At 71.2% G+C, this 23,488-nt stretch carries 15 protein-coding genes; 13 read left to right on the top strand and 2 right to left on the bottom strand.

Annotated features, from left to right (window positions below):
- Positions 1–331: 331 nt before the first annotated feature.
- Positions 332–6,307: a protein kinase domain-containing protein gene (locus tag WMF22_RS10185; protein ID WP_438035604.1), complete on the top strand. Its 5,976-nt coding sequence runs from the start codon at positions 332–334 to the stop codon at positions 6,305–6,307.
- Here WMF22_RS10185 and WMF22_RS10180 read toward each other — a convergent pair.
- Positions 6,288–7,700 (bottom strand): L-serine ammonia-lyase, encoded by a 1,413-nt coding sequence (locus tag WMF22_RS10180; RefSeq protein ID WP_438035603.1) that lies wholly within the window; start codon positions 7,698–7,700, stop codon positions 6,288–6,290. The genes WMF22_RS10185 and WMF22_RS10180 overlap by 20 nt on opposite strands.
- A 215-nt stretch (positions 7,701–7,915) precedes the next feature.
- Here WMF22_RS10180 and WMF22_RS10175 point away from each other — a divergent pair, with 215 nt between their 5' ends.
- The 5 genes from WMF22_RS10175 (at position 7,916) to WMF22_RS10155 (ending at position 14,082) form a co-directional block, all read left to right on the top strand.
- Positions 7,916–8,710 carry an OmpA family protein gene (locus WMF22_RS10175; RefSeq protein WP_438035602.1) on the top strand — a complete coding sequence of 265 codons (795 nt, stop codon included), beginning with the start codon at positions 7,916–7,918 and terminating at the stop codon, positions 8,708–8,710.
- 13 nt (positions 8,711–8,723) lie between these two features.
- Positions 8,724–10,004: a glycosyltransferase gene (locus tag WMF22_RS10170; RefSeq protein WP_438035601.1), complete on the top strand. Its 1,281-nt coding sequence runs from the start codon at positions 8,724–8,726 to the stop codon at positions 10,002–10,004.
- Positions 10,005–10,137: 133 nt separating this feature from the next.
- Positions 10,138–11,655 carry a cytochrome P450 gene (locus WMF22_RS10165; RefSeq protein WP_438035600.1) on the top strand — a complete coding sequence of 506 codons (1,518 nt, stop codon included), beginning with the start codon at positions 10,138–10,140 and terminating at the stop codon, positions 11,653–11,655.
- A gap of 703 nt (positions 11,656–12,358) precedes the next feature.
- On the top strand, positions 12,359–12,613 hold the full coding sequence (locus WMF22_RS10160; RefSeq protein ID WP_437298889.1) for an addiction module protein: 255 nt from the start codon (positions 12,359–12,361) through the stop codon (positions 12,611–12,613).
- Between the two features lie 806 nt (positions 12,614–13,419).
- A complete protein-coding gene (locus tag WMF22_RS10155; protein ID WP_437298887.1) occupies positions 13,420–14,082 on the top strand; it encodes a hypothetical protein in 663 nt (220 codons plus the stop codon).
- Between the two features lie 34 nt (positions 14,083–14,116).
- Here the strand turns inward: WMF22_RS10155 and WMF22_RS10150 are convergent, their stop codons facing one another.
- Positions 14,117–14,794, bottom strand: coding sequence for a hypothetical protein (locus tag WMF22_RS10150; RefSeq protein WP_438035599.1), 678 nt, complete (start codon positions 14,792–14,794; stop codon positions 14,117–14,119).
- A 658-nt stretch (positions 14,795–15,452) separates the two neighbouring features.
- Here WMF22_RS10150 and WMF22_RS10145 point away from each other — a divergent pair.
- From WMF22_RS10145 to WMF22_RS10115, 7 genes are all read left to right on the top strand, one after another.
- Positions 15,453–16,505 carry an NAD(P)H-dependent flavin oxidoreductase gene (locus WMF22_RS10145; protein ID WP_438035598.1) on the top strand — a complete coding sequence of 351 codons (1,053 nt, stop codon included), beginning with the start codon at positions 15,453–15,455 and terminating at the stop codon, positions 16,503–16,505.
- Between the two features lie 76 nt (positions 16,506–16,581).
- The gene (locus WMF22_RS10140) at positions 16,582–17,610 is read left to right on the top strand and encodes a hypothetical protein (protein WP_438035597.1); all 1,029 of its coding nucleotides are present in this window, start codon (positions 16,582–16,584) and stop codon (positions 17,608–17,610) included.
- A gap of 259 nt (positions 17,611–17,869) precedes the next feature.
- Positions 17,870–18,775: an ATP-grasp domain-containing protein gene (locus WMF22_RS10135; RefSeq protein ID WP_438035596.1), complete on the top strand. Its 906-nt coding sequence runs from the start codon at positions 17,870–17,872 to the stop codon at positions 18,773–18,775.
- A 2-nt stretch (positions 18,776–18,777) separates the two neighbouring features.
- A complete protein-coding gene (locus WMF22_RS10130) occupies positions 18,778–19,317 on the top strand; it encodes a 2'-5' RNA ligase family protein (protein ID WP_438035595.1) in 540 nt (179 codons plus the stop codon).
- Positions 19,318–19,476: 159 nt separating this feature from the next.
- A complete protein-coding gene (locus tag WMF22_RS10125; protein WP_438035594.1) occupies positions 19,477–21,210 on the top strand; it encodes a protein kinase domain-containing protein in 1,734 nt (577 codons plus the stop codon).
- Positions 21,211–21,283: 73 nt separating this feature from the next.
- Positions 21,284–22,351 carry a tetratricopeptide repeat protein gene (locus WMF22_RS10120; protein WP_438035593.1) on the top strand — a complete coding sequence of 356 codons (1,068 nt, stop codon included), beginning with the start codon at positions 21,284–21,286 and terminating at the stop codon, positions 22,349–22,351.
- Positions 22,348–23,481 (top strand): hypothetical protein, encoded by a 1,134-nt coding sequence (locus tag WMF22_RS10115; protein WP_438035592.1) that lies wholly within the window; start codon positions 22,348–22,350, stop codon positions 23,479–23,481. Before WMF22_RS10120 ends, WMF22_RS10115 begins: the two co-directional genes overlap by 4 nt.
- Positions 23,482–23,488 lie beyond the last annotated feature (7 nt).

The raw sequence follows: 23,488 nt of genomic DNA, 5'->3' as shown, positions 1-23,488 counted from the left end.
TGTAAAGAGTCACGCATGCAGCGTCGCCCTGGAAGCGCTGTCCGACGCTCTTTGCGAAGTGCTCACACGACGCATCTGTAACGTGCTTCACGTCGAGAACACCAGGACAGATCGGACTGTACGAGTGCCAACGTGTACGGCTTTGCGCAAAGATGAACACGATCTGGAAACGGCGCACGCGGGTGTGCCCGCGCACGCGCGCGGGGTGCGCAAATGTGGCAGTCGCGAAGCGTCTTTCACAATTGCATTGACTTGTGTTGACCTGCCCAGGCTAGTTTAGCGAACACCCGGCTATCGCGCCGCGGTGCTCGTGCACGGGAGGGGTTCAGTGATGGAACTGACGGAGTACGCCCTGGGGGATATCGCCTACGAGGGGAGCGAGACGCGCGTCTGTCGCGCGGTGCATCTCCCCTCGGGCGCGCAGGTGGCGATCAAGCTTCCGCTCGCCGAGGTGCCCAGCCCTCGCGTCATGGGGCGGCTGGTCCACGAGCATCAAGTGCTCCAGCAGCTCGCGGCCGTGCCAGGCGTGGCGCGCGTGCATGCGTTCGAGCAGCGGAACGGCACGGCGGCGCTGGTGCTCGAGAACCCTGGAGCGAGCTCGCTCGATCAGGTGCTCGCCAGGCACGGTCGCCTGCCGGTGGCGGCCGGGCTGCGGTTCGGGCGGCGCCTTGCTCAGGTGCTCGAGGGGGTGCATGCCGCCGGCGTGATGCACAAGGACGTCAAACCGCAGAACCTGCTCGTGGATGACACGTACGAGCAGGTCACCCTGCTCGACTTCGGCATCGCCTCGCTGCTGTCCCAGGAAGCGACCGAGGCGAGCATCCCCGAAGCGCTGGAAGGGACCCTGGCGTACATCTCGCCAGAGCAAACGGGGCGCACGGCGCGCGCGCTCGATACACGCACGGATCTCTATTCGCTCGGCGTGACGCTGTTCGAGGTGCTGTCGGGGCGGCGGCCCTTCACGGACCGCGATCCGCTCTCGCTGGTCCACGCGCATCTGGCCAAGAGCCCGCCTCCGCTCGACACCATCGCGCCGGAGGTCCCGAGCGGCGTGTCCGCGATCCTATCGAAGCTCCTGGCGAAGGATCCCGAGCGGCGGTACCAGACAGCCAGAGGCGCGGCCGAGGATCTTGAGGAGGCGCTCCGCGCGCTCAACGAGCGTGGCACGGCGGCGCCGTTCTCGCTTGGAAGGAAGGACTTCTCACGGAAGCTGCGGTTGCCGCAGGTGCTCGTGGGGCGGGAGCGGGACGTCGAGCGGGTGGGCGAGTCGTTTGCCCGCGCCGAGCGAGGCGCGGCGGAGCTCTTGCTCGTCGGCGGACCGTCGGGCATCGGCAAGACGGCGCTGGTGCGCACGGTCTACCACGACATCGCGAAGGCGGGGCGCGGCCTCTTGATTGCAGGCAAGCACGACCAGCTCGCGCGGTCGACGCCGTACGCCGCGATGGCGCAGGCGTTCGGGGGGCTGATGCGTCAATGGATCTCGAGCCCGAAGGCGGTCCTGGAGACCTTCCGGGATCGGATCCGGAACGAGGTCGGGGACAACGCGCGGCTGATCGCGGACGTGGTGCCGGAGCTCGACCTCGTCATGGGCAAGCTGCCGCCGGTGCCGCCGGCGGAGGGCGAGCAGGTGCTCAACCGGCAGAAGCTGACGTGGTTGAACTTCGTTCGGACCGTCACGACGCCGAACCCGCCGCTCGTCATGTTCCTGGACGACATGCAGTGGGCGGACAGCGCCACGCTGATCATCCTGCAGACGCTGCTGACGGACGTGGAGCGGAGATCGCTGCTGGTGATCGCGGCCTACCGCGACAACGAGACGCCGCCCGAGCATCCGCTGTGGAAGCTCGTGGAGGCCGTGGAGGCGAGCGAGGCCAAGGTATCGAGGCTGACGGTGGGCCCCCTGTCGGAAGAGCAGGTGCAAAAGTGGCTCTCGCGCACGCTCGAGAGCGAGCCGAAGCGCGTGGAGCCGCTCGCGCGCGTGCAGTGGCAAAAGACGCGTGGAAACCCGTTTTTCCTGGAGCAGCTGCTGTTCTCCCTGCACCGGCAGAAGCTGCTTTCGAGGGACGCGGAGAGCGGGGAATGGCAGTGGAATCAAGCAGACCTGGAGCGAGCGCAGATCACCGACAACGTGGTGTCGTTGCTGACGGACAAAGTGCGAGAAATGCCGGACGCGACACAGCAGCTCATGGGGCTCGCGGCGTGCGCGGGGCACACGTTCCATCTCCATGATCTGGAGCGATTGAGCGGGTGGGAGCCCGCCCGGGTGACGGGAGCGTTATGGCCGGCGCTGCAGGAGGAGCTCGTCGTGCCGGTCGACGGGGCGTATCGCCCCGCGCAGGCGCTCGGAGGGGTGGGCGACGGAGCGCTGGACGCTTCGTACCGGTTCTTGCACGACCGCGTGCAGCAGGCGAGCTACGAGCGGATCTCGCCGGAGCAGCGCGTCCTCGCGCACCTCGAGATCGGCCGGCGGCTCTGGGCGCGGTATCGCGCGGAAGGGGGCACGGCGCAGCAGCTCCTGGAGCTCGCGCGGCACATGAACCAGGGTTCGGCGCGGCTCACGTCCGCGGAGGAGCTCAACGACGTCGCGCGGATGAACCTGGAGGCCGCCCGCGTCGCGAAGGCCGCGAGCTCCCACCGCCTGATGGCGAGCCTGCTGGAGAACGCGCAGGGGCTCCTCGGCGAGCGAGCCGCCGGCGACGAGCTGGCGCTGTCGGTGGAGATAGCGCTGGAGCGGCTGGAAGCGGCCTATCTGCTGCGAGATTTCGAGGACGTCGAAGCACGTGCGCTCGACCTGCTCGCGAGGCCTCTCGGGGCGGTGCCCTGGCTGTCGGCCCAGGAGATCCGCGTCCGCTGCTGCCTGGCGACGGGCCAGTATGCGCGGGGGATCGGGCTGGGTATCGCGGCGCTCGCGGAGCGGGGCTTCGCCTTCCCCGAGACGGACGAGGCGTGTCAGCCGGCGCTCCTCGAGGAGTCCGCCGCGCTGGATCGATGGCTGGAGCAGGACCTCGGCGCGTTCGATCGAATGCCGCCCGAGCAGTCCGCGGAGCACCGGCTCATCGACGCTTTGATGACGCAGACGCAGCTCTGCTCCATCTACGGCGGCCGGCCGATGCTCTACACGCTCATCATCGTTCGCCTGGTCTCCGAGGCGGTGCGGCGGGGGGCCCTCACGCCAGCGGCCACCCTCATGCTCTGCAGCTTCGCCAACGTGTGGTCGGTGGCCACGGGCATGTACCGCCGGGTCTTGCGGTGGGTCGAGCCCGGGGTGCGCGCCGCGGAGCGGGTGGGGTCCCCGATGCTCCCCGAGTGCCTGGTGCTTCACGGTATCTACATGGTCTATTCCAGGCCTGTCGACGAGACGGCTGCCCTCTATGAACAGGGCATGGCGGCCGGCCTGAAGCTCGGTTCATTCCAGGGCACGAGCTGGGGCCTCCTCGCCGAGCTGTTCTACCACCGCGTCTGGCGTGGCCTGCCGCTCGGCCAGGTCGACGCGCAGGTCAAGGCGCGCTGGGATCTCGTGCAGCGCGCGGGCGACGCCGTGGGGAGGCACCACTTCGAGGCGATCGCGTCCTATTGTGACGTGCTGATGACCCCTGACGGCGCCCCGAAGCTCCTGGACGACGAGCCGCTCTCGCGAGGCTCGCACTCCCTCCTGGCCGACGGGGACGGGTTCACGGGAGGGCTCGCTCGTACTCTGGAAGTCTATCTGTTCTGTGTCACCGGCAGGTGGGAGCGAGCGTTGTCGCGGGCGCGGGAGGCAGACCAGTCTCGAGCCGACATCCTCGGCATGCCGCCGGTGACGGATATCCCGTTCTTCCTCGCCCTCTCGGCGGCGAAGCGCTGGCAGGACGCCGCCGGCGCCGAGGAGCAGGCGAGGCTGCGGGAGCACATCGACCACGGCCTCGAGCGGCTGCGGTACTTCGCGGAAGGGTGCGCGCCGAACTTCCTCCACAAGCTGCGCCTCGTCGAGGCCGAAGACGCCCGCGTCCGCGGCGAGACCGAGGAGGCCATCGCCAGGTACGACGAGGCCATCGAGCTCGCGCGCGAGCACCGCTTCCTCCACATCGAGGCGCTTTCGATCCAGCTCGCCGCCGAGCTCCGGCTGCAAACGGGCAAGAGGCACATCGGCGCGATGTACCTGCGCGAGGCGCGCGACGCCTATGCGCGCTGGGGCGCGGTCAACCTGGTCGCCCATCTGAACGCGAAATACCCTGCCTTGCTCAGGGCGGCCATGCAGGGGGCGCCTGTCGAGCGCGCGATGATGGCGGCGGCGACCACGGCGACCACAGGCGCCTCCACGGGCGCGAGCCTCGACGTGAACACCGCGGTGCGCGCGGCGCAGGCGCTCTCGAGCGAGCGCGACCCGGAGCGCGTCGTTGGCCGGCTGATGGAGCTCTTGCTGGCGAACGCGGGGGCGCAGCGCGGCGCCCTCGTCCTCCGCGAAGGGGAAGCGCTCTCCGTCGTTGCGCGGCTGTCGGTGGAGGGGGCTCGCATCGAGACGGGGCTGTCGGAGCCGCTCGGGCAAAGCCACGACGTGCCGGCGACGATCGTGCAGTACGCGGCCCGCGCGGGCGAGCCGGTGGTGACAGGCGATGCGACGAGCGACGCGCGCTTCGCCGTCGACCCTTACCTCGCGTCGCGCGTGGTGCTCTCGCTGCTGGCCCTGCCCTTGACCCACAGGGGGCATCTCGTGGGCGTGCTGTACCTCGAGCACCGCGACGTGCCGTCGGCGTTCCCTCCGGCGCGCGTGGAGTTCCTGTCGGTGCTGGCCTCGCAGGCGGCCATCGCCGTCGAGAACGCCGTCCTGTACCGGGACCTGGAGGCCAAGATCAAGGAGCGCACGGCCGAGCTCCAGATCGCCAAGGAGGCGGCCGATCGCGCGAACCGTGCGAAGAGCGATTTCCTCTCGAGCATGAGCCACGAGCTGCGCACGCCGCTCAACGGCATCCTCGGTTATGCCCAGGTCCTCGCTCGCGCGCCCGAGCTCTCCCTGAAGAGCCGTGATGGGGTGCAAGTCATCAAGAAATCGGGCGAGCATCTCCTTTCCTTGCTGGAAGACGTCCTGGACCTCGCGAAGATCGAGGCCGGCAAGATGGATCTCGTCGCGAAGAAGTTCGATTTCCAGGCGCTGGTGCGCACGGTGGTGGATCTGTGCCGCGTGCGCGCGGACCAGAAGGGCATCGCCTTCACCCATGAGATACGCGGCGGGACGACGTCGACGTTCTACGGCGACGAGAAGCGCCTGACGCAGGTGCTGTTGAACCTCCTGAGCAACGCCATCAAGTTCACCGAGCGAGGGAGCATCACCCTCGTCGTCGACGAGCTGAAGCGCGGCCCTTGTGAGGCGAGCACGTTGCGGTTCCGGGTCGAGGACACGGGCCCGGGGATCGCCGCGGAGCACGTCTCGCGCATCTTCGATCCCTTCGAGCAGGTCGGAGATCACAGGGCGAAGAGCGCCGGCACAGGGCTCGGCCTCGCCATCACGAAGAAGATCGTCGACCAGATGGGCGGCACGATCGAGGTCGAGAGTGAGCTCGGCCGAGGCAGCGCCTTCACGGTGACGCTCGCGCTCGCGGAGGGGCCTGCCTCCGCGGGCGCCGACAAGGCCATCGGATGGCATACGATCACCGGGTATCGCGGAGCGCGCCGCACGATCCTCGTCGTGGACGACAACCCGCATAACCGTGCCCTGATGAGCGATTTGCTGGTCCCGATCGGCTTCGAGGTGGTGGAGGCCGAAGACGGTGAGGCGGCGCTCCGGCTCGCCATGGAGCGGAGGCCGGCGCTCGTCGTGATGGACCTGGTCATGCCGGGCATCGACGGCCATGAGGCCACGCGCCGCCTGCGGCAGATGCCCGAGCTCGGCGAGATCGTCATCCTGATCTCGTCCGCGAACGTGTCCGGAGCCGAACAGCAGGAGGGCGTCCGCGCCGGCTGGAACGACGCCTTGCACAAGCCGGTGCAAGCGGGCGAGCTCTTCGACAAGATCCACCGCTTCCTCGGCGTGGAATGGATTCACGCCGAGGAGAAGGCCCCTGTCACGGCGGCGAGGGAGAAGGGTCCGCTTGTGCCGCCTTCGGCCGAGGAGCTCGCCCTTCTATCGCGCCTGGTGGCGTCGGGGCGCGTCCGCAACGTGGTGACGGAGGCGGTGCGGATGGAGGAGACCGATCCGCGGCTCGGCCCGTGGCTCGAGCAGCTCAGGGCGCTCGTGCGGACGTACCAGATGCGAAAGCTGCAGGAGTTCGTCGACGGGTATGCCGCAGCCACGGTGCTTTCCAGGAAGAGCGCTAGCACTCCGGCAAATTGACCCCCACCTCCACCGGCAGCTCGAGCACGTTGACGGCGAGCCCCCCGCGCGCCGTCTCCTTGTACTTCGACTCCATGTCTGCGCCGGTGTCGCGCATCGTCTTGATCACCTTGTCGAGGCTCACGAAGTGCGCCCCGTCGCCGTGCAGCGCCATGCGCGCCGCGCTGATGGCCTTGATCGCGGCCATCGCGTTGCGCTCGATGCACGGCACCTGGACGAGCCCGCCCACCGGATCACACGTCAACCCGAGGTTGTGCTCCATCGCGATCTCGGCCGCGTTCTCCGCCTGCTCCGGCGTGCCGCCCAGCCCCTCGGCCAGCGCGCCCGCGGCCATCGAGCACGCCGAGCCCACCTCGCCCTGACACCCCACCTCCGCGCCGCTGATCGACGCGTTCTCCTTGTAGAGAATGCCTATCGCGCCCGCCGTCAGCAAGAAGCGGATGACCCCCTCGTCCGTCGACGTCGGCACGAAGCGCCGGTAATAGTGCAGGACCGCCGGGATGATCCCCGCGGCGCCGTTCGTCGGCGCCGTCACCACGCGGCCCCCGGCGGCGTTCTCCTCGCTCACCGCGAGCGCGTAGAGGCTCACCCAGTCCATCGCCGTCAGCGGATCCCGGAGCCCCGCCTCGGGGCTCTCGATGAGCTTGCGGTACAGGGCCGGCGCGCGGCGCGCCACCTTGAGGCCGCCGGGCAGCACGCCCTCCGCCCGGAAGCCGCGCCGCACGCAGTCCTGCATCACCCCCCAGATGCGCAGGAGCCCCGCCCGGGTCTCCGCCTCCGGGCGAAAGACCTTCTCGTTCTCCAGCATGACCTGGCTCACCGACAGGCCGCTCGCCGCGCACGCCGCGAGCAGCTCCGCGGCGCTGTGAAACGGATATGGCAGCGGCGTCGTGTCCGCTTCGATCGGGTTCTCCCCCTTCGCCGCCGCCTCGTTCACCACGAAGCCGCCGCCCACCGAGTAATACACGCGCGCGCGCAGCGGCGCGCCCACCTCGTCCAGCGCCGTGAAGCGCATGCCGTTCGGATGAAACGGCAGGCTCCGGTGCAGGAAGGCCAGGTGGCCTTTCACCTGGAAGCCGATCTCGTGGCGGGAGAGCAGCGACAGCCGGCCGCTCTGCCGCACGCCCTCGACGATCGCGCCCGCCCGCTCGACGTCCACCCCGTCCGGCGTCTCGCCCATGAGCCCGAGGATCACGGCCTTGTCGCTGCCGTGGCCGCGGCCGGTGGCGCCGAGCGACCCGAACAGCTCCACCGACACCGCCGCGGTGCGGGCGAGCAGGCCCGCCTCGTCGAGATCCACCGCGAACATGCGCGCCGCGCGCATCGGCCCGACCGTGTGCGAGCTGCTGGGCCCGATACCGATCTTGAAGAGGTCGAAAATGGTGACTGCCATGTGACGTGGAACGCCGTTCAGCAGGATCTCCGGCGCCTTTGCCGGAGCGCGCTCGACGCTCGACGGTACACCCTACACCGGCGCAGGCCGGCGCGCAGGGCGGCTCGCGCCGCGAGCCCACAGCATGTCACCCCGCCGCTCCACCACGGGCCCCTTTTGGTATGCTCGGGGACGTCTTCCCGCATTTCCCTCACCCTCAAGAGATGGGGATCCCCATGCGCCATGCCCCGGCCGTGCTCCTCGCCGCCTCCCTGCTCGCCCCCGCCGCCGCGCGCGCCGACGGCCCCTCGCCGGCGCCCTCACCGCCGCAGAGCGCCCAGACGAGGCCGCCCGCGCTCGAGGTGACGATCGACAGGTCCAAGGTGGACCTCAAGGGTCGCCAGATCGAGGTGAAGCTGTCGCGCGCCGCCAGCAAGGTGCGCATCAAGGTCCTCGGGCAGTCGGGCGCTGTCCTGGCCGAGGAGGAGAAGCCGTTCGGCGGGGCCGCCGCCGGCTCGCCGCTCGCCGTGACCTGGTCGCCCTCGAGCGACGAGCCCGTCGCGCGCATCGAGGTGTACGGCCACGACACCGAGGGGTACTGGGCGGGGATCGCGATCATCCCCTGGAACGTGAGCATCCCCCACGAAGAGGTGCAGTTCGAGACCAACTCCGACGTCATCCGCGCCCCCGAGGTGCCCAAGCTGGAGGCGAGCCTCCAGAAGATCTCGGAGGTCGTGGCGAAGACCAGCGAGCTCGGCAAGATCACGCTGTTCATCGTCGGCCACACGGACACGGTCGGCAGCGCGGAGCACAACCTCGCCCTGTCGCGGAAGCGCGCCCGCGCGATCGCCGCCTGGTTCAAGGGCCGCGGCGTGAAGCTCCCCATCGCCTTCGAGGGGCTCGGGGAGTCGGCGCCGCTCGTGAAGACCGCGGACCAGGTGGACGAGCCCCGCAACCGCCGGGTCGACTACATCCTGTCGGTCGAGCCGCCGCGGCTGCCGTCGGGCGACGCGTCCTGGAAGGCGCTCTGAGGCGAGGCGCCCCGTGAAGACCACCGTCCTCGCCCTGGGCACCCGGGGCGACGTCCAGCCCACGATCGCGCTCGGCAAGGCGCTCGCGGCCCGCGGCCACGCGGTCCGCGTCCTCGCCGGCAAGAGCTTCCAGCCCTGGATCGAGGCGCACGGGCTCGCCGCGATCCCGGCGAGCGTCGACATGGTCGAGGTCATGGAGAGCGACCTCGGCAAAGAGTGGGTGTCGCGCGGCACGGACCCCATGGCCCAGTCGCGGATCCTGCAGCGGCTCATCGATCGCTTCGGCGCGGAGATGACCGACGACGCCCTGCGCGCGTGCGAGGGCGCCGAGCTCATCCTGAGCAGCTTCACCTCGGACACGTACGCGGCCTCCATCGCCGAGGCCTCCGGCGCGGTGCAGGTCAGCATCCCGTTCCAGCCCTCCATCCTGGCGACGCGCCATGGGCCCACCGCGGTCGCCGCGCCCTTCCCGCGCAGCGATAGCGTGCTCAACCTCCTGTTCGGCAAGCTCCTGATCGAGCCGACGGTGTGGCGCTGGTACGGCGGCGTGACGGCCCGCGTGCGGCAGAGGCTCGGCCTGCCGCCGCAGGATCGTCGGGCGTACATGGCCGCGCTGCGCCGCATGCTGGTCGTCCACGGCTACAGCGCCCACGTCGTCCCGCACCCGCCGGACTGGCCGCCCAGCTACCACACGACGGGCTACTGGTTCCTCGACGAGGGCGAAGCGTACAGGCCGCCCGAGGCCCTCGAGCGGTTCCTCGCGGCGGGAGAGCCGCCGGTCGTCCTCGGCTTCGGCAGCATGACGTCCCACGATCCCGGCGCCACGACGAGGCTCCTCGTCGACGCGGTCGCGCGGAGCGGCCAGCGCGCCGTCCTGCTCTCCGGATGGGCCGGGCTCGGCGACATGGCGCTGCCCGAAAGCATCCTCCGGATCGACGGCGCGCCGCACGACTGGCTGTATCCGCGGGTCGCCGCGGCGGTGATCCACGGCGGCGCGGGCACCGTGGCCGCGTGCCTGCGCGCCGGGCGGCCCGCGATTGTCGTCCCGCACCTCGGGGACCAGCTCTTCTGGGGGCGCCGCGTCGAGGAGCTCGGCGTCGGCCCGCGCGCCATCCCGCGGCCGCGCCTCACCGCCGACGCGCTCGCGGCCGCGATCCGGACCGCCGCCACCGACGCCGGCATGAAGCAGCGCGCCGAGGAGCTCGGGCGCAAGATCCGCGGCGAGGACGGCGTGGCGGCGGCGATAGACCACATCGAGCGGCACCTCGCGGCGCGCGGTCGCGTGACAGCGTAGGAATCCACCGTCCGAGGACATCGCCCCTCGGCCGCTCACGCCGTCGCTTGGGCCTCGCGCGTCCACACTGTGGGCGGCGAGGGCGCGCTGCGAAGGAGCCTTTCCAAAGTCCTCGTCGCCGGGGTCCGGGCGCATGTACGCTCGTCCGATCAGCGCAGCGGGCGCCCCGTCCGCCGAGCGGCTCGGATACTGCCGCTCGATCGGATACGCCCCTTACCTGGACGAGGCCATGATGCAGCCAGATCTTCTCTCCGGCACACCCGCCCGCGCGGGCGGCAGCGCCGGCGCCGCCGCCCGCGCGAGCGCGCCGCCGCTGGCGCGCGGTTTTCCGCTCGTCGGCGTGCTCCCGCACCTGCTCAAGGATCGGCTCGATTACCTCGTCTCGGCGAGAGCCGCGCTCGGCGATCTGTTCACCGTCGATCTCGGGTTCACGCGGATCGTCGCGCTGAACCACCCGAGGCACGCGCAGCACGTCCTGCGCGACAACGCGCGCAACTACCGCAAGGGAGGCGCCATATGGGAGAGCATCCGCGCGCTCATCGGCGATGGGCTGCCCACGAGCGAGGGGGATCTCTGGCTGCGGCAGCGGCGGATGATCCAGCCGGAGTTCCACCGGGACCGGCTCGCCGCGATGTGCGACCTCATGGTGCAGGCGATCGACGACGGCATGGCCGGCTTCGGCGCGGCCGCCGCCGCGGGGCGCCCTGTCGACGCCGAGCGGGAGCTCCCGCACATCACGATGAAGGTCATCCTCAACACGATGTTCGGCTCGGGGATCACCAAGGAGGAGGCGGACGCCGTCGGCGGCTCGATGCAGTACGCGATCGACTACATGCTCCTCGGGGCCGCGCTCCGGGCGCTGCCGAGCTGGATACCGGCCCCGGGGCGGCGCCGCTTCGAGCGGTCGGTGAAGACGATCGATGAAAACGTGTTTCGCTTCATCGCGCAGCGCCGCGCGCAGCCGGGGCGGGGCGGCGATCTGCTCTCGATGCTCCTCGCCACGGTGGACGCCGAGACCGGCGAGCAGATGTCCAACCAGCAGCTGCGGGACGAGGCGGTGTCGATGTTCCTCGCGGGGTACGAGACGACCTCGGTCGCCCTCGCGTGGTCGCTCCACTTCCTCGTCGAGAGCCCCGAGCTCCTGCAGGCGCTCGCCGCCGAGGTCGACGCGGCGCTCGGCGACAGGCGGCCCGGCTTCGCGGACGTCCCCCGGCTGCCGCTCGCGCTCGCGGTCGTGCAGGAGGCCCTCCGGATCTACCCGCCGGCGTACTGGATACCTCGCACCGCGGTCGAAGACGATGAGATCGACGGCTTCCACATCCCCGCCGGCACGCCGGTCAGCATCATGACGTATGTCCTGCACCGGCACCCGGACCACTGGGAGGATCCGGCGCGCTTCGACCCTGGCCGGTTCACGCCCGAGCGCGCGCGCGCCCGGCACCCGCTCGCGTTCATCCCGTTCGGGATCGGGCAGCGGCAGTGCATCGGCAAGGAGTTCGCGCTGATGGAAGGGCAGCTCATCCTCGCGCGGCTCCTCCAGCGTTACCGGGTCAGCGCCGTGCCCGGGCGGACGACGCGGCTGCACGTCGCGACCACGCTGCGCACGTCCGGCGGCGTGTGGCTCCGGCTGGAGCCGCGCGCTGGCAGATGAGCGTCGATGCAGCTGGTCCTGCTGGCGCCCTCCGTCGAGATGGTCGACGACCTCGCGAGGTCCCGTCGAAGAGCCCCTGCCAGGAAGCCCGAAGCTGTCGCGGCGCCCCCGGCCGGGGCGGTCTGCACCCCGTCAACCCGTCCGGGTGATCCGGCCCGTCCACGCGGACATGGGAGGCACCCATCTCCCGGTCGCCGTGCCTCCACAAAAAGGCGGGGCAGACCCATCTCCGCGGCGGACGAGCCTCAACAAAAACATGGGTCGCACCCATGTCCCGGTGGACACGCCTCGAACAAAACATGGCTGCGATCCGTCTCCGCGGTGGACATGCCTCCAACAAACGATGAATTGCAGCCATCTCCGGGCTTGAGAGCGCCTCCCTCCGCCCCCGCGATCATAGGCATTGCTCCAAGCTCAGCCGCCCAACAAGGGCTTCTGCTGCGGGTGGGTCTGACGCGCGCACCCACCCGCAGCAGAAGCCCTTGTTGAGCGAAGAAGTGGAGGAGACCGGAGCCGGCCCCGGAATCCGGAACCTGGATTTTGCGCACCCCGGTACGGCGCTGCCCCCATGATGAGAGCCTCGCTGCTCGCCCCGCCGGCCCCGGCCCTGGTTGGCTGGTTCGCGCCGGTCCTGACGGCTGCCGGCGCGCAGGCCGGGCACACCGCTCCGCGGTAACGGCGTGCCGTGTGGTAGGCTCCAGGCATGCCGAGCGACCTGGAAGACGTGCTGGCAGCTGCGCTACGCCTGCCTGACCACGCGCGGGCTGCTCTGGCAGCCGAGCTGCTCCAGAGCCTGGACCAGGCCGAAGGAGACGGCGATCATGTCGAGGAAGCCTGGACGGACGAGATCGAGCGCCGCCTGGACGAGGTGGATGCGGGAACGGTCACGCCGATCCCATGGCCGGAAGCCCGTCGCCGCCTCCTCGCGGCAGCCGGTGGCCGTGGCCAAGGCCGTTGAACTACAGCCAGCCGCCCTCGCCGAAGCCGAGGAGGCCGCCGTGTGGTACGCTGAACGGGATTCCACGGCTCCTTCAGCGTTACCGGCCAGCGCGGTGCCGGGGCGGACGACGCGGCTGCACGTCGCGACCACGCTGCGCACGTCCGGGGGCGTGTGGCTCCGGCTGGAGCCTCGCGCGGGCAGATGAGATCTCTACTACGGCACGATGAGCGGCACGCCGAACAACCCAACCGTGCACGGCGGGAAGTACGTGCCCACAGCGCCAAAGCGATAGCCCTATGCCTGTTTGGCCCATCCTGCCTTCGCCGCCTCCGCAGCAAGCGGATGTGGACCGCGCCCTCGGCAGCGCGACGGCGGCGTGGCTCGTCGCGAACGATCGCCGCCGCGTTCGCGTCCCTCGTTCCGAGCTCGACGCGCTTCGCCCGCTGCTTCGCCTCCGCGGGAATACGCCTCCGCAGGGCGAGGGCGCAGTTCCAGAAGAGGACACGCTGGGACCGATCACGGTGGAGCTCGAGCGCCATGGGCGGCCAATCGCCGCGCTGCGCGTGGGTGCTGACCTATCGATCCGGCTTGCGTGGGATACCGCCGCGCACGTGGACGCGCCTGCCGCGCTCCGCGCCTGGCTCACCGCGCACGGTGTAGCCGCACCGCGCCCTGAGCCAGGACGCGGCCAGGCGCCCGCAGGCCTGGCGTCAGGAGGTGCGCTCGTTCCTCCGGGGACAACCCTCGTTGCCGCAACGTCGTCGTCCTATCGCCGCCTTTGCACGGATGGCAGCCGGGTCTTTTCCATCGACGGCTGGAGGCTCGTGCGGCTGAAGAAGGACCACGGGGTCCTCGAGGTGCGCCCGGTCTTCAGGCCAGCCACACCTATCGCGATCCGCAATCGCGCGGTGCTCTTGCTCGACCCGAGCGGCAAGCGCTGCATTGTGACGGAAGAGGGTGAGTCTCGCCCAGACCTGCGACCGCTCTGTGGCCTGCCGGCGTTACGCCTTCGCCATGCGCTGCCACGCTTCACGGAGGCGCGCGACGCGGCGCTCGCCCGCCTCGTCCCGAACGACGCCGACCTGCTCCCGCTCGACCCCGGCTACGACGCCTGCGACGCCTACGAGGCGTTCGGCGGCCCGCTGCCGGCCGCGCTGCGGCTGCGCTCGTTCTGGGGCTGCGACGTTCCCCGCGGGCTCCTGCACGAGGTGCCGAAGCGCGGCGCTCCCCGGAACGTCGCGCTCGGCGGCCGCCCTGTTTGGCTGGGCGCGACCAGCACGGGCGTGCTCGTCGTCGTGGCGCGCGCTGACGACGAGGTCGCCGTCCTTGCGGTCGATGAGGGCGGCCCGGCCCGCTCGCTGGGCGCGTTCCGCGGCCGGGCGGACGACGTGCTCGCCGTGCTGCGCGTTGGCGGCGAGGCGTGGATCCACCTCGCTGCGCCGCTCGGCGACATCGTCGTGGCGCTGGAGGGTGCCGCCGGCGCATGACACCACTGCAAGGGGCACCTCTACCGCGGCACGGTCAGCTCCCCGCGCGCCGGCGACGATCGATGAGCGCGGTCACGATCGGGAACAGCGGCAGCGCCATCAGCACGTAGAACCCCGGCTCATCGAACGCGGGCCCGCGCGGCCGGTAGATGCCACCGCTGAGCAGGCACGTCGCGAGGTACGCCACCAGGATGGCCGCCCCGCACAGGCTCCACAGCCGCAGGTCGATCGGCGCTGGTGACGAGGCACGCGCGGCCCGCGGCGTGGCGTCCGGCGCGTCGAGGACGCCGCGCCACCGCCCGACATCCCACAGCGCCAGCCCGACCAGGCCCGCGAACATCAGCGTGACGACCGTCGCCGTCGGGACGACCGCCGTGCTCCAGCAGAACGCCAGGATCGCGCCCGTCACCGGCAGCGCCAGGAATGCGCCGGCCGTCGCGAACCGCTGCGTCATGAGCAGCGTCGCGGCCACCAGCTGGACCACGCCCACGAACGTGTAGAAGTGCCCGGTCGCGTGGAACGCGTGCAAGAACTCGTGGAACGGGCCGCGATTGCCCGGATCCGTGAACGGCTCGCCGAGGATCTTCTTCAGCCCCGCCGGCAGGAACGCGAAGCCGATCAGGATGCGCAGGTTCACCACGGCGAGGTGCGCCCACCGGCGCTGCCGGAGCCAGGCGACCATCGCCTCGATGCGGTCCATCACGGAGTCCACGGGCCGGGCAGTGTAGCCGCGCCGCGCATAACGCCAAGGCCAGTCGAACCCGCACACCGGCGGCGAGCCGCGATCGGACGGCGCTGCTCCACGATCACGTTGAAAGACTCACCAAACTGTCCACTGGACAGACCTCGTCCTGCGGCTTCGACCGACCAATCGACGGATAGTTAGACAAACTAACCAATTTGCGCATGAAAACGACACAAGCACCGCCACTCGCGATACTGCTGTTACACGCCGGCTGTGCCCGAAATGGTCCGTCGCCTCTGCCCCACGGCTCCGCAGCTCGACCGCCCAGCGTCGAGTCGATCGGCGACATCAACGTGGACGGCCGCGAGGACCACAGGGTGACATTCAGCGCGTCACCGCAAGAGCGATGCGCCGGTTCGCTGCGAGAGGACTGACGGTGTTCAGCGCGCCCTCGGAGATCCAGGCCCGAATGCCCGAGCCACGCTCATCCCCGATACCTCATGCAGACCTTCGTACTGGCAGAGGAACGAGTAGCGCATCGTGCAGGCGAGCATGTGCCGTCCAACCCGGTGTTGCCATCGATGGGCCCTTCGCTTACGCTCGGGTCCCAAGGTCGAACGCACTCTGCTGGACGAAAAAAGGCTAAAAGCTGGACTGTGCCTCGGCCGTGGATGTGGAGATTCCCATGACGACGCTTCAGGAGCTCCTTGGAATCGATCTTCCAATCATCCAGGCCCCCATGGCCGGCGTGCAGGGCAGCGCGCTCGCGGTCGCGGTCTCCAGCGCTGGTGGGCTCGGTTCGCTGCCCGGCGCCGTGCTGGGCCCGGACGCCCTGCGCAAGGAGCTGGCAGCCATCCGAGCGCAGACAACGAGGCCGTTCAACGTGAACTTCTTCTGTCACACGCGGCCCGAGCCCGACGCCGAGCAAGAAGCGATCTGGCGTGCCCGGCTCTCGCCGTACTTCGCCGAGCTCGGCGTCGACGCAAGCGCGATCCCGACCGGCCCCGGCCGGTTGCCCTTCAGCGATGAGGCAGCTGATGTGCTCGACGAGCTCAGACCTGCTGTGGTGAGCTTTCACTTCGGTCTGCCCTCGGAGGCTTTGCTCTCGCGGGTGCGCCGCTGGAGCGCGAAGATCCTGTCCTCTGCAACGACGGTCGACGAGGCGCGCTGGCTTGAGGCGCGCGGGGTCGACGCGGTCATCGCCCAGGGCATCGAGGCGGGCGGTCATCGCGGCGGCTTCCTGTCCGACGATCTCAGCCTCCAGCTCGGCACCTTCGCGCTGGTGCCGCAGATCGTGGACGCCGTGAAGATCCCCGTCATCGCCGCGGGCGGCATCGCGGACGCGAGGGGTGTCGCGGCCGCCATGGCGCTCGGTGCGGCCGGCGTACAGGTCGGGACGGCCTACCTGTTGTGCCCCGAAGCCACCACGAGCCGGGTGCATCGCGCGGCCCTCGCGAGCGGCGCAGCCAGCATCACGGCGCTCACCAACCTCTTCACCGGGCGACCCGCGCGGGGCATCGTGAACCGCATCATGAGGGAGCTTGGGCCGATGAACGGCGCCGCGCCTGCTTTTCCCCTGGCGACGTCGGCCATCGCGCCCCTGCGCGCCAAGGCCGAAAGCCAGGGCAGCGGCGACTTCTCGCCGTTATGGGCGGGGCAAAACGCCAGCGGGTGCAAGGAAGTGCCAGCGGCCGATCTGACGCGACAGCTCGCGGCTGCACTCCCAGGTGCACACTGACGCCGCCCAGCCTGCCGATGGATCCGATGGGCGCCCGCGGCTCATCTGCCGACAACGGGGAGAAAGGCTCCTGTTCGTGTATCCTGCAGCGACCATGTGCTGCACCTTCTCCCCCGCGAGGCTCTCCAGCACCCTCCTCTATGCCGGCGATGCGCAGTGGAACGGCCTTTACGTCCACGTCCTCGCCTACCAGAACACGGCGTCGACCTCCGGCCCGAACGCCATGATCCTGCCGATCCCGGCCGCGCGGCTCGGCCCGCAGAACGCGGTCGACACGCGCCCGTTCCGCACCTTCCTCGAGGACATCCGCCAGGCGACGCGCCGGCCGATCCCGCCAAGCTACGGCCCGCCGCCGTTCGCCGCGGTCGGGGCCGCCCGGGCCGTTGTCTTCGACGTGGGCAGCTATGCGGTGGTGCTCGCCGAGTCGCCGCGCGCGGTCCTCTCCGTCCTCGGGCAGGTCCCGGAGCCCAAGCGGCCTGCGATCAACGATGGCCTGCTTCAGGCGTTCGAGGCCTACTACCCCGGCTGGCCGGTGGCGGTCTGTTGCTGGAACGGCAACCTCCAGCCCGAGCCGCTCCTGTGGTGGTACGAGCCCAGGTACCCGGAGTGGCTGTTCGCACCCGCGCTCGACGCGCACGACGGCAACCCGCCCGATCTCCGGGCGACGGTCGAGGTCGATCACCACATCGCCTTTGGCTCGGCCCTGAAGCCCGAGGGCCAGCCGGTCCGTTACCGCGATGAGGCGGGGGCGCACCGGTCGCTCTTGCCCTCGAGCGTGCACGGCACGGAGCTGCGGTCCCGGATGAGCAACGGCGATTTCTGGGCGCAGCGCGACCAGCTCGGCGGGCCGGCGCTGCGTTGCGTGCCGGGCGACAGGGCGGGCGCGCCGATCGCGCTGAACGGCTGGGAGGGAGCTCCACCGCCCTGGCTACCGCCGGAGCCCATGGCGTGGACCTGGAATCCGCCGTCACCCCGCCCGCCCATGCCGCCGCCTCCTGACGGAAAGAGGTACTGCTCGAACTGTAACTTCCTGCCCGACGCCTCGGCGAAGCTCTGCACCATGTGCGGAACATGGATGGATGTCGAGGGAGCAGCCCAGAGCTGAGCTCGACGGCCACGGTCGAGCGATCTGAAAGCCGTCGACCCCGAGCAAGCAGAGGCGAAGGATGGTCCCCACCTCTCGCCTCTCCACCTTGGTCTCTCGATATATCTCCTCCCCGTCTCCCCGTCTCCCTGTGTGCTCTCTCTTGCTCTCTCTCCCGCCCGACAAGCCGGCGGGGCCACCTCCGAGCTGAAAATCGCGCGGTCATCGCCCGATCTACACCCTCGTGACGACCATCCCGCCGTCGTATAGAGTCTGCGAGATGCTCCCCGCCCCGCTCGTCCTGTTCCCGAGCAGCCCGCTGCACCCGACCGCGCCGGACAGCGCCTTCGAGGAGGAAGCCGGGCATGCCGCCAGCGCCGGCTTCGACGTCGGCCTCATCGACCTCGAGGTGTTCCTCGGCGGCGGCGTGAAGCTCCGCCGGGTGCCGGAGGGCCCGGGCGAGGTGCTCTACCGCGGCTGGATCCTGGGCCTCGATGCTTATCGATGCATGAGCGAGGTCGTCGCCGCGCGCGGCCGGCGACTGATCACGGAGCCGGCGGCGTACCAGCACTGCTATCACCTGCCCGAGTGGTACGAGGCGATCGGCGGCGCCGAGCACACAGCGCGGTCGATCTGGATCCCGGACTCCGCGTTCGACCTCGACGCCGTCGTCGTCAACGTGCGAGAGGCGTTCGGATCGGGCGCCGTGATCCTCAAGGACTATGTGAAGTCCCGCAAGCACGAGTGGTTCGACGCCTGCTTCATCCCGGCGGCGGACGACGAGGCCAACGTGCGGCGCGTCGTGGGCAACTTCCTCCGCCTCCAGGACGACCACGTCGTCGGCGGGCTCGTCTTCCGGGAGTTCGTCGAGCTGCGACGCATCGGGCTGCACCCGAAGAGCAGGCTGCCGCTTGTGAACGAGCATCGCTTCTTCGTGCTCGACGGCCGGCCGTTCTACGCGGCGCCGTACTGGGCCGACGGTGACTATCCGGGCGAGCCGCCGAGCGCCGAGGTCCTCGCGCCCGTTCTCGGCCGCGTGCGCAGTCGCTTCTACGCGGCCGACGTCGCCGAGAAGGAAGGGGGCGGCTGGATGCTGGTGGAGCTGAACGATGGCGGGTCGGCGGGCATCCCCGAGGGCGGGGCCGCGGACGCGTTCTACCGGCACCTGCGCGCGGCGCTCGGCTGAGCATGGCGCAAGAGACAGCGTTCGCCCTGTGGCTCATCCCCGGCGGAGCGCCGGCCGCGCGGCTCGAGGAGCTCATCGATGCGCTCGCCCGGGAGACCGGGGGCCCGGCGTTCGCGCCTCACCTCACCCTGCTCGGCGGGCTGCGCGGCGACGGCGGCGCGCTGGCCGCGAAGCTCGGCGGGCTGCGCGGCGACGGCGGCGCGCTCCGCCCCGTCGCGCTCGAGGCGCGGGGCCCCGCCACCGGCAGCACCCGCCACCAGTGCGTGTTCCTCGACGTGACGCCGTCCGAGCCGCTCGCGGCGCTGCGCCGCGCGGCCGAGGCGGCGCTCGGCGCGAACGCGAACGAGGCCCCCTTTCGCCCGCACGTGAGCCTCGTGTACGGCGAGCTGCCGGCCGCGCGCCGAGAGGAGCTCGCCGCGGATCCTCGGGTGCTTGCGCTCGCGCACGAGGTGTGGCGGGCCGACCGGCTCGAGCTGTGGGCCGTGGAGGGGCAGACCGAGCGCTGGCGCTGCGTCGAGCGCGTCGCGCTGGAACGCCGGTGAGATCCCGCCGGCGCGGGTGTCATGCCTGCCCACCACGCGTCCCGACGCACGGCGCCGCCGCAGCGCAAGCGTCGACGAGGGATTTCCGCCCTGCGCGCAGATCGCCGCTCGCCGAAGTATGTGATCTCGTGGATCTCGGCTAGCCTAGGGCCCATGGCGATGGCTCCCGTTGCTGTGGGCGACGTCCTCGCGGGCAAGTACCGCGTGGAGCAGATCGTTGGCGCCGGTGCGATGGGCACGATCGTCGCCGCGTGGCACCTGGAGCTGGAGCAGCGCGTCGCGATGAAGTTCCTGCACTCGCTGCGGGCGGACGGCGGCGACCCGGCGGAGCGGTTCCGGCGCGAGGCGCGCGCGCTGGCCAGGATCAAGAGCGAGCACGTGGCGCGCGTCCTGGATGTCGGCTCGCTGGAGGGCGGGCTGCCCTACATGGTGATGGAGTTCCTGGAGGGGAACGACCTCGCCCACGAGATCCGGGCGCGCGGTCCGCTGCCCGTGATGGAGGCCGTCGGGTACATGCTCCAGGCCCTCGACGCGATGGCCGAGGCGCACGCCACGGGGATCGTCCACCGCGATCTCAAGCCGGCCAACCTGTTCCTCTCGCTCCGGCCCGACGGCGATCGGGTCATCAAGGTCCTCGATTTCGGGATCTCGAAGTCGCTGCTCGGCATATCGCGCGACCAGGTCGCGCTGACCCAGACAGCGTCGCTCCTCGGCTCGCCGCTCTACATGTCTCCCGAGCAGGTGCGCTCCGCGCGGGACGTGGATACGCGCGCGGATATCTGGTCTCTCGGCGTGATCCTGTACGAGATGCTGACCGGGCGGACTCCGTACGACGGCGACTCCGTCGCTCAGCTCTTCCACGCGCTGCTCTACGAGAACGCGGCCCCGGTCGCCCAGCTGCGCCCCGACGTCCCGCGCGAGCTGGACGCCGTGGTGATGCACTGCCTCGCCAAGGAGCGCGAGCAGCGGTGGACGAACGTCGGCGATCTGGCGGCCGCGCTGCTCCCGTTCGGCCCCGCCACGGGCCACATGCACGTCGACCGGGCGCGCCGCATGCTCGGCAGCTCCTCGGACATCGCGCGGCCGTCGCTCCTCCAGACCGGCGTGCCGAGCGGGGGCGCCCAGGGCACCGGATCGCGCCCGTCCGTACCGCACGGAGGCCCGCCCTTCGCGCCGGCCTCGCCGTCGTCGCCGTCCTTCGCGCCGGGCACGCCGCCCTTCGCGCCGTCGTCGCCGTCCTTCGCGCCGGGCACGCCGCCCTTCACACCGGGCACGCCGTCCTTCGTGCCGCCCTCGCCGACCGCGCCCAACGCGGAGACGGGGCCGACGGTCAACTCGTGGAGCAACTCGGGCCATCCGGTGCGAACGGTCCGCAACGGGGCGCGCGTCGCCCTGGCCATCGCCGCCGCCGCCTTGCTGGCAGGGGCCTCGCTCGGCGCCCTGTTCTTCCTGCGCTCCGGGCTCGCCACCGACCCGGGACAGCCCCCCGCAGCCGCGTCTACGCCCACCGCCGAGGCCACGGCGGCGCCCACCGCCGAGGCCACGGCGGCGCCCACCGCCGAGGCCGCGGCTGCGCCCACCGCCGAGGCCGCGGCTACGCCCGCCTCCGAGGCCACGGCGAAGGGCGACGCGCGCGAGGCTCCCGGCGCCACCGGCGCCGCGCCCGAGGTGGCCGGCGGTTCTCCGGCCCCGACCGCGCCTGCGGCCTCGTCCAGCGCGCCCGCGCCGCCGCCGGCGGCGGCCTCCGGCCCGGCGGCGCCGCTCGCCGCGCAGCCGGGCGCGCCTCGGGCGACCGCCACGGCCCGGCCCGTCGAGCGCGCGCAGCCCGACGCGGGGGCGCGCCCGGAGCCGACGCGGAGCAATTCGATCAGCGACTTCGGCGGGCGGCGCTGAGCGTGGCGCTCGCGTCGATCCGGCGACGGCCCCGAGGCTCGTCGTGGCCAGCTTGGAGGAGAACACGGGACGTATGAGGCGTACGAAACGTCGTCAGCGAAGCATCGCACACTGCGTCGGCCTGGGTCTGTGCGCGGCGTTGATCGCCGGGGGGCTCCCCGCGCGGGCGGAGCCGAGCGCCGCCGACAAGGCGACGGCGGAGGCGCTCTTCGACGCGGCGCTCGACCTGATGAAGCAGGGGCGCAGCGCGGAGGCGTGCCCGAGGCTGGAGCAGAGCCAGCGCATCGATCCGGGCATCGGCACGCTCCTCTACCTGGCCGAGTGCTACGAGAACACCGGCCGCACGGCGAGCGCCTGGGCCACGTTCCGGCAGGCCATGTCGGAGTCGCAGGCCGCGGGGCAGGCCGACCGCGCCCGCAAGGCGCAGGCGAGGGCGGCCCGGCTGGAGCCGGGCCTGTCGAAGCTGAGCATCGGCGTCGCGGCGGAGAACCTCGCGATCGAGGGCTTCAAGGTGCGCTCCGCCGGAAAGGCGGTCGATCCCGCGGTCTTCGGCGTCGCGATCCCCATGGATCCCGGCGAGATCGCGATCGAGGCGAGCGCCCCGGGCCACGAGACCTGGACGGCGACCGTGAAGCTCGGGGGCGACAAGAAGGGCCCTGCGAGCGTCGATGTCCCGGCGCTCAAGCGGATCGAGGGGCCGCCGCCTGCGCCCCGCGATGCGCCGCCTCCCGAGGCGGCGGGCCCTGCGCCGGCGCGCGGCGCCCCTGCGCCTGCGCCGGCGCCCGCGGCGTCCGGGGGCAACACGGCGCGCTTGATCGGCCTCGTCGTGGGCGGCGCGGGCGTCGTGGGGCTCGGCGTCGGGACGTTCTTCGGCGTGAAGGCCATCTCGAAGAACAGCGACGCGGAGGGCTACTGCAAGGGCGGCAGCACGTGCGAGGACGAGCGCGGCGTCACGCTGACCGAGGAGGCCAAGAGCGCCGCCACCGTGTCGAACGTCGCGTTCGGGCTCGGGGCGGCGGCGGCGATCGGCGGCGCCGTCCTCGTGTTCGTCGTCGCGCCGAGGCAGGCCCCGCCCGTCCAGGTGGGGGCGTTCGTGGACGCGCGCAACGTCGGGTTGCGCGTGGGAGGTACGTTCCAATGAGACGCATGACAGGGCTCCTGTCGCTCGCCCTGCTCGCCCCGCTCTCGAGCCTCGCGTGGCTCGGCTGTCAGGCCATCGCCGGCATCGAGGACCGCACCTTCGACCCGGGCGGCGGGCAGGCGCCCGTGAGCGAGCAATGCGCGTCGTACTGCGCCGACGTGATGGCGAACTGCACGGGAGAGCACCAGGTCTACGCCACGCTGGCGACCTGCCAGGGCGTGTGCGCGCTGCTCCCGGAGGGCGATCCCCTGGAGCCCGTGGACAACACGGTCGCGTGCCGCGCCCGCCAGGCGGAGCTGGCCGGCGCCACCGGCGAGGTCGGAGTGCACTGTCCGGCGGCCGGCCCGGGCGGGGGCGGCGAGTGCGGGAGCAACTGCGAGAGCTACTGCGCGCTGCGGGCCGCGGCGTGCACGCTCGAGGTCGCCACCGAGGAGGAGTGCGTCGCCATGTGCGCGGGGCTCAAGGACGTGGACAAGTTCGACGTCATCGAGAACCACGACGGCGACACGCTGCAGTGCCGCCTCGTGCACGTGAGCTCCGCGACGGTGGACCCCGAGGAGCACTGCCCGCACGCGAGCCTGACGCCGGTGCAGCCCTGCGGCGATCCGGAAGGGACCGAGCCGAGCTGCGAGGACTTCTGCCAGGTGGTGATGACGTCGTGCACGGGTGATCTGGCCGTCTACGAGTCGAGTGCGCAGTGCCTCGCGGTCTGCGCGGCGCTCCCTCCCGGCGCGACGGAGGACCGGACCGAGAACACCGTGGGTTGCCGCAAGTACCACGCTTACAGCGCGATGCTGGCGCCGACCACCCACTGCCCGCACGCGGGGCCGGGCGGAGACGGCCATTGTGGGGTCGAGGAGCCGGGCTCGGGCGTGACGGGCAACTGCGTGTCGTACTGCACGCTGTTCGAGGCGGCCTGCAAGGAGGCCCTCGGCGAGGCGTACGTTGGCTGGGGCGCGGCGTGCCAGGACGAGTGCAGCACGATCACGGGAGCCGCCCACGACTCCCACTACGCCGTCGCGAGCGCCGAGGGCGGCGACACGGTCTCTTGCCGGCTGCTCCACGTGAGCCGCGCGCTCGAGAACCCGGACGAGTGCGCGGCGCTGGCCGACGGGACCGCCTGTCAGTGACGGCCCG

The sequence above is a fragment of the Sorangium sp. So ce204 genome, from assembly GCF_051526795.1.
GTDB lineage: Bacteria > Myxococcota_A > Polyangia > Polyangiales > Polyangiaceae > Sorangium > Sorangium cellulosum_B.
Note: the sequence above shows the minus strand (reverse complement) of the source record. Positions and strands in the feature narration are given on the sequence as shown.

Bases quoted from the DNA above. Each gene is read 5' to 3' on its own strand.
- WMF22_RS10145 (WP_438035598.1), top strand. From the start codon at position 15,453: ATGACGACGCTTCAGGAGCTCCTTGGAATCGATCTTCCAATCATCCAG.
- WMF22_RS10180 (WP_438035603.1), bottom strand. From the start codon at position 7,700: ATGGCAGTCACCATTTTCGACCTCTTCAAGATCGGTATCGGGCCCAGC.
- WMF22_RS10125 (WP_438035594.1), top strand. From the start codon at position 19,477: ATGGCTCCCGTTGCTGTGGGCGACGTCCTCGCGGGCAAGTACCGCGTG.
- WMF22_RS10135 (WP_438035596.1), top strand. From the start codon at position 17,870: ATGCTCCCCGCCCCGCTCGTCCTGTTCCCGAGCAGCCCGCTGCACCCG.
- WMF22_RS10115 (WP_438035592.1), top strand. From the start codon at position 22,348: ATGAGACGCATGACAGGGCTCCTGTCGCTCGCCCTGCTCGCCCCGCTC.
- WMF22_RS10175 (WP_438035602.1), top strand. From the start codon at position 7,916: ATGCGCCATGCCCCGGCCGTGCTCCTCGCCGCCTCCCTGCTCGCCCCC.
- WMF22_RS10165 (WP_438035600.1), top strand. From the start codon at position 10,138: ATGTACGCTCGTCCGATCAGCGCAGCGGGCGCCCCGTCCGCCGAGCGG.
- WMF22_RS10185 (WP_438035604.1), top strand. From the start codon at position 332: ATGGAACTGACGGAGTACGCCCTGGGGGATATCGCCTACGAGGGGAGC.
- WMF22_RS10130 (WP_438035595.1), top strand. From the start codon at position 18,778: ATGGCGCAAGAGACAGCGTTCGCCCTGTGGCTCATCCCCGGCGGAGCG.
- WMF22_RS10120 (WP_438035593.1), top strand. From the start codon at position 21,284: ATGAGGCGTACGAAACGTCGTCAGCGAAGCATCGCACACTGCGTCGGC.
- WMF22_RS10160 (WP_437298889.1), top strand. From the start codon at position 12,359: ATGCCGAGCGACCTGGAAGACGTGCTGGCAGCTGCGCTACGCCTGCCT.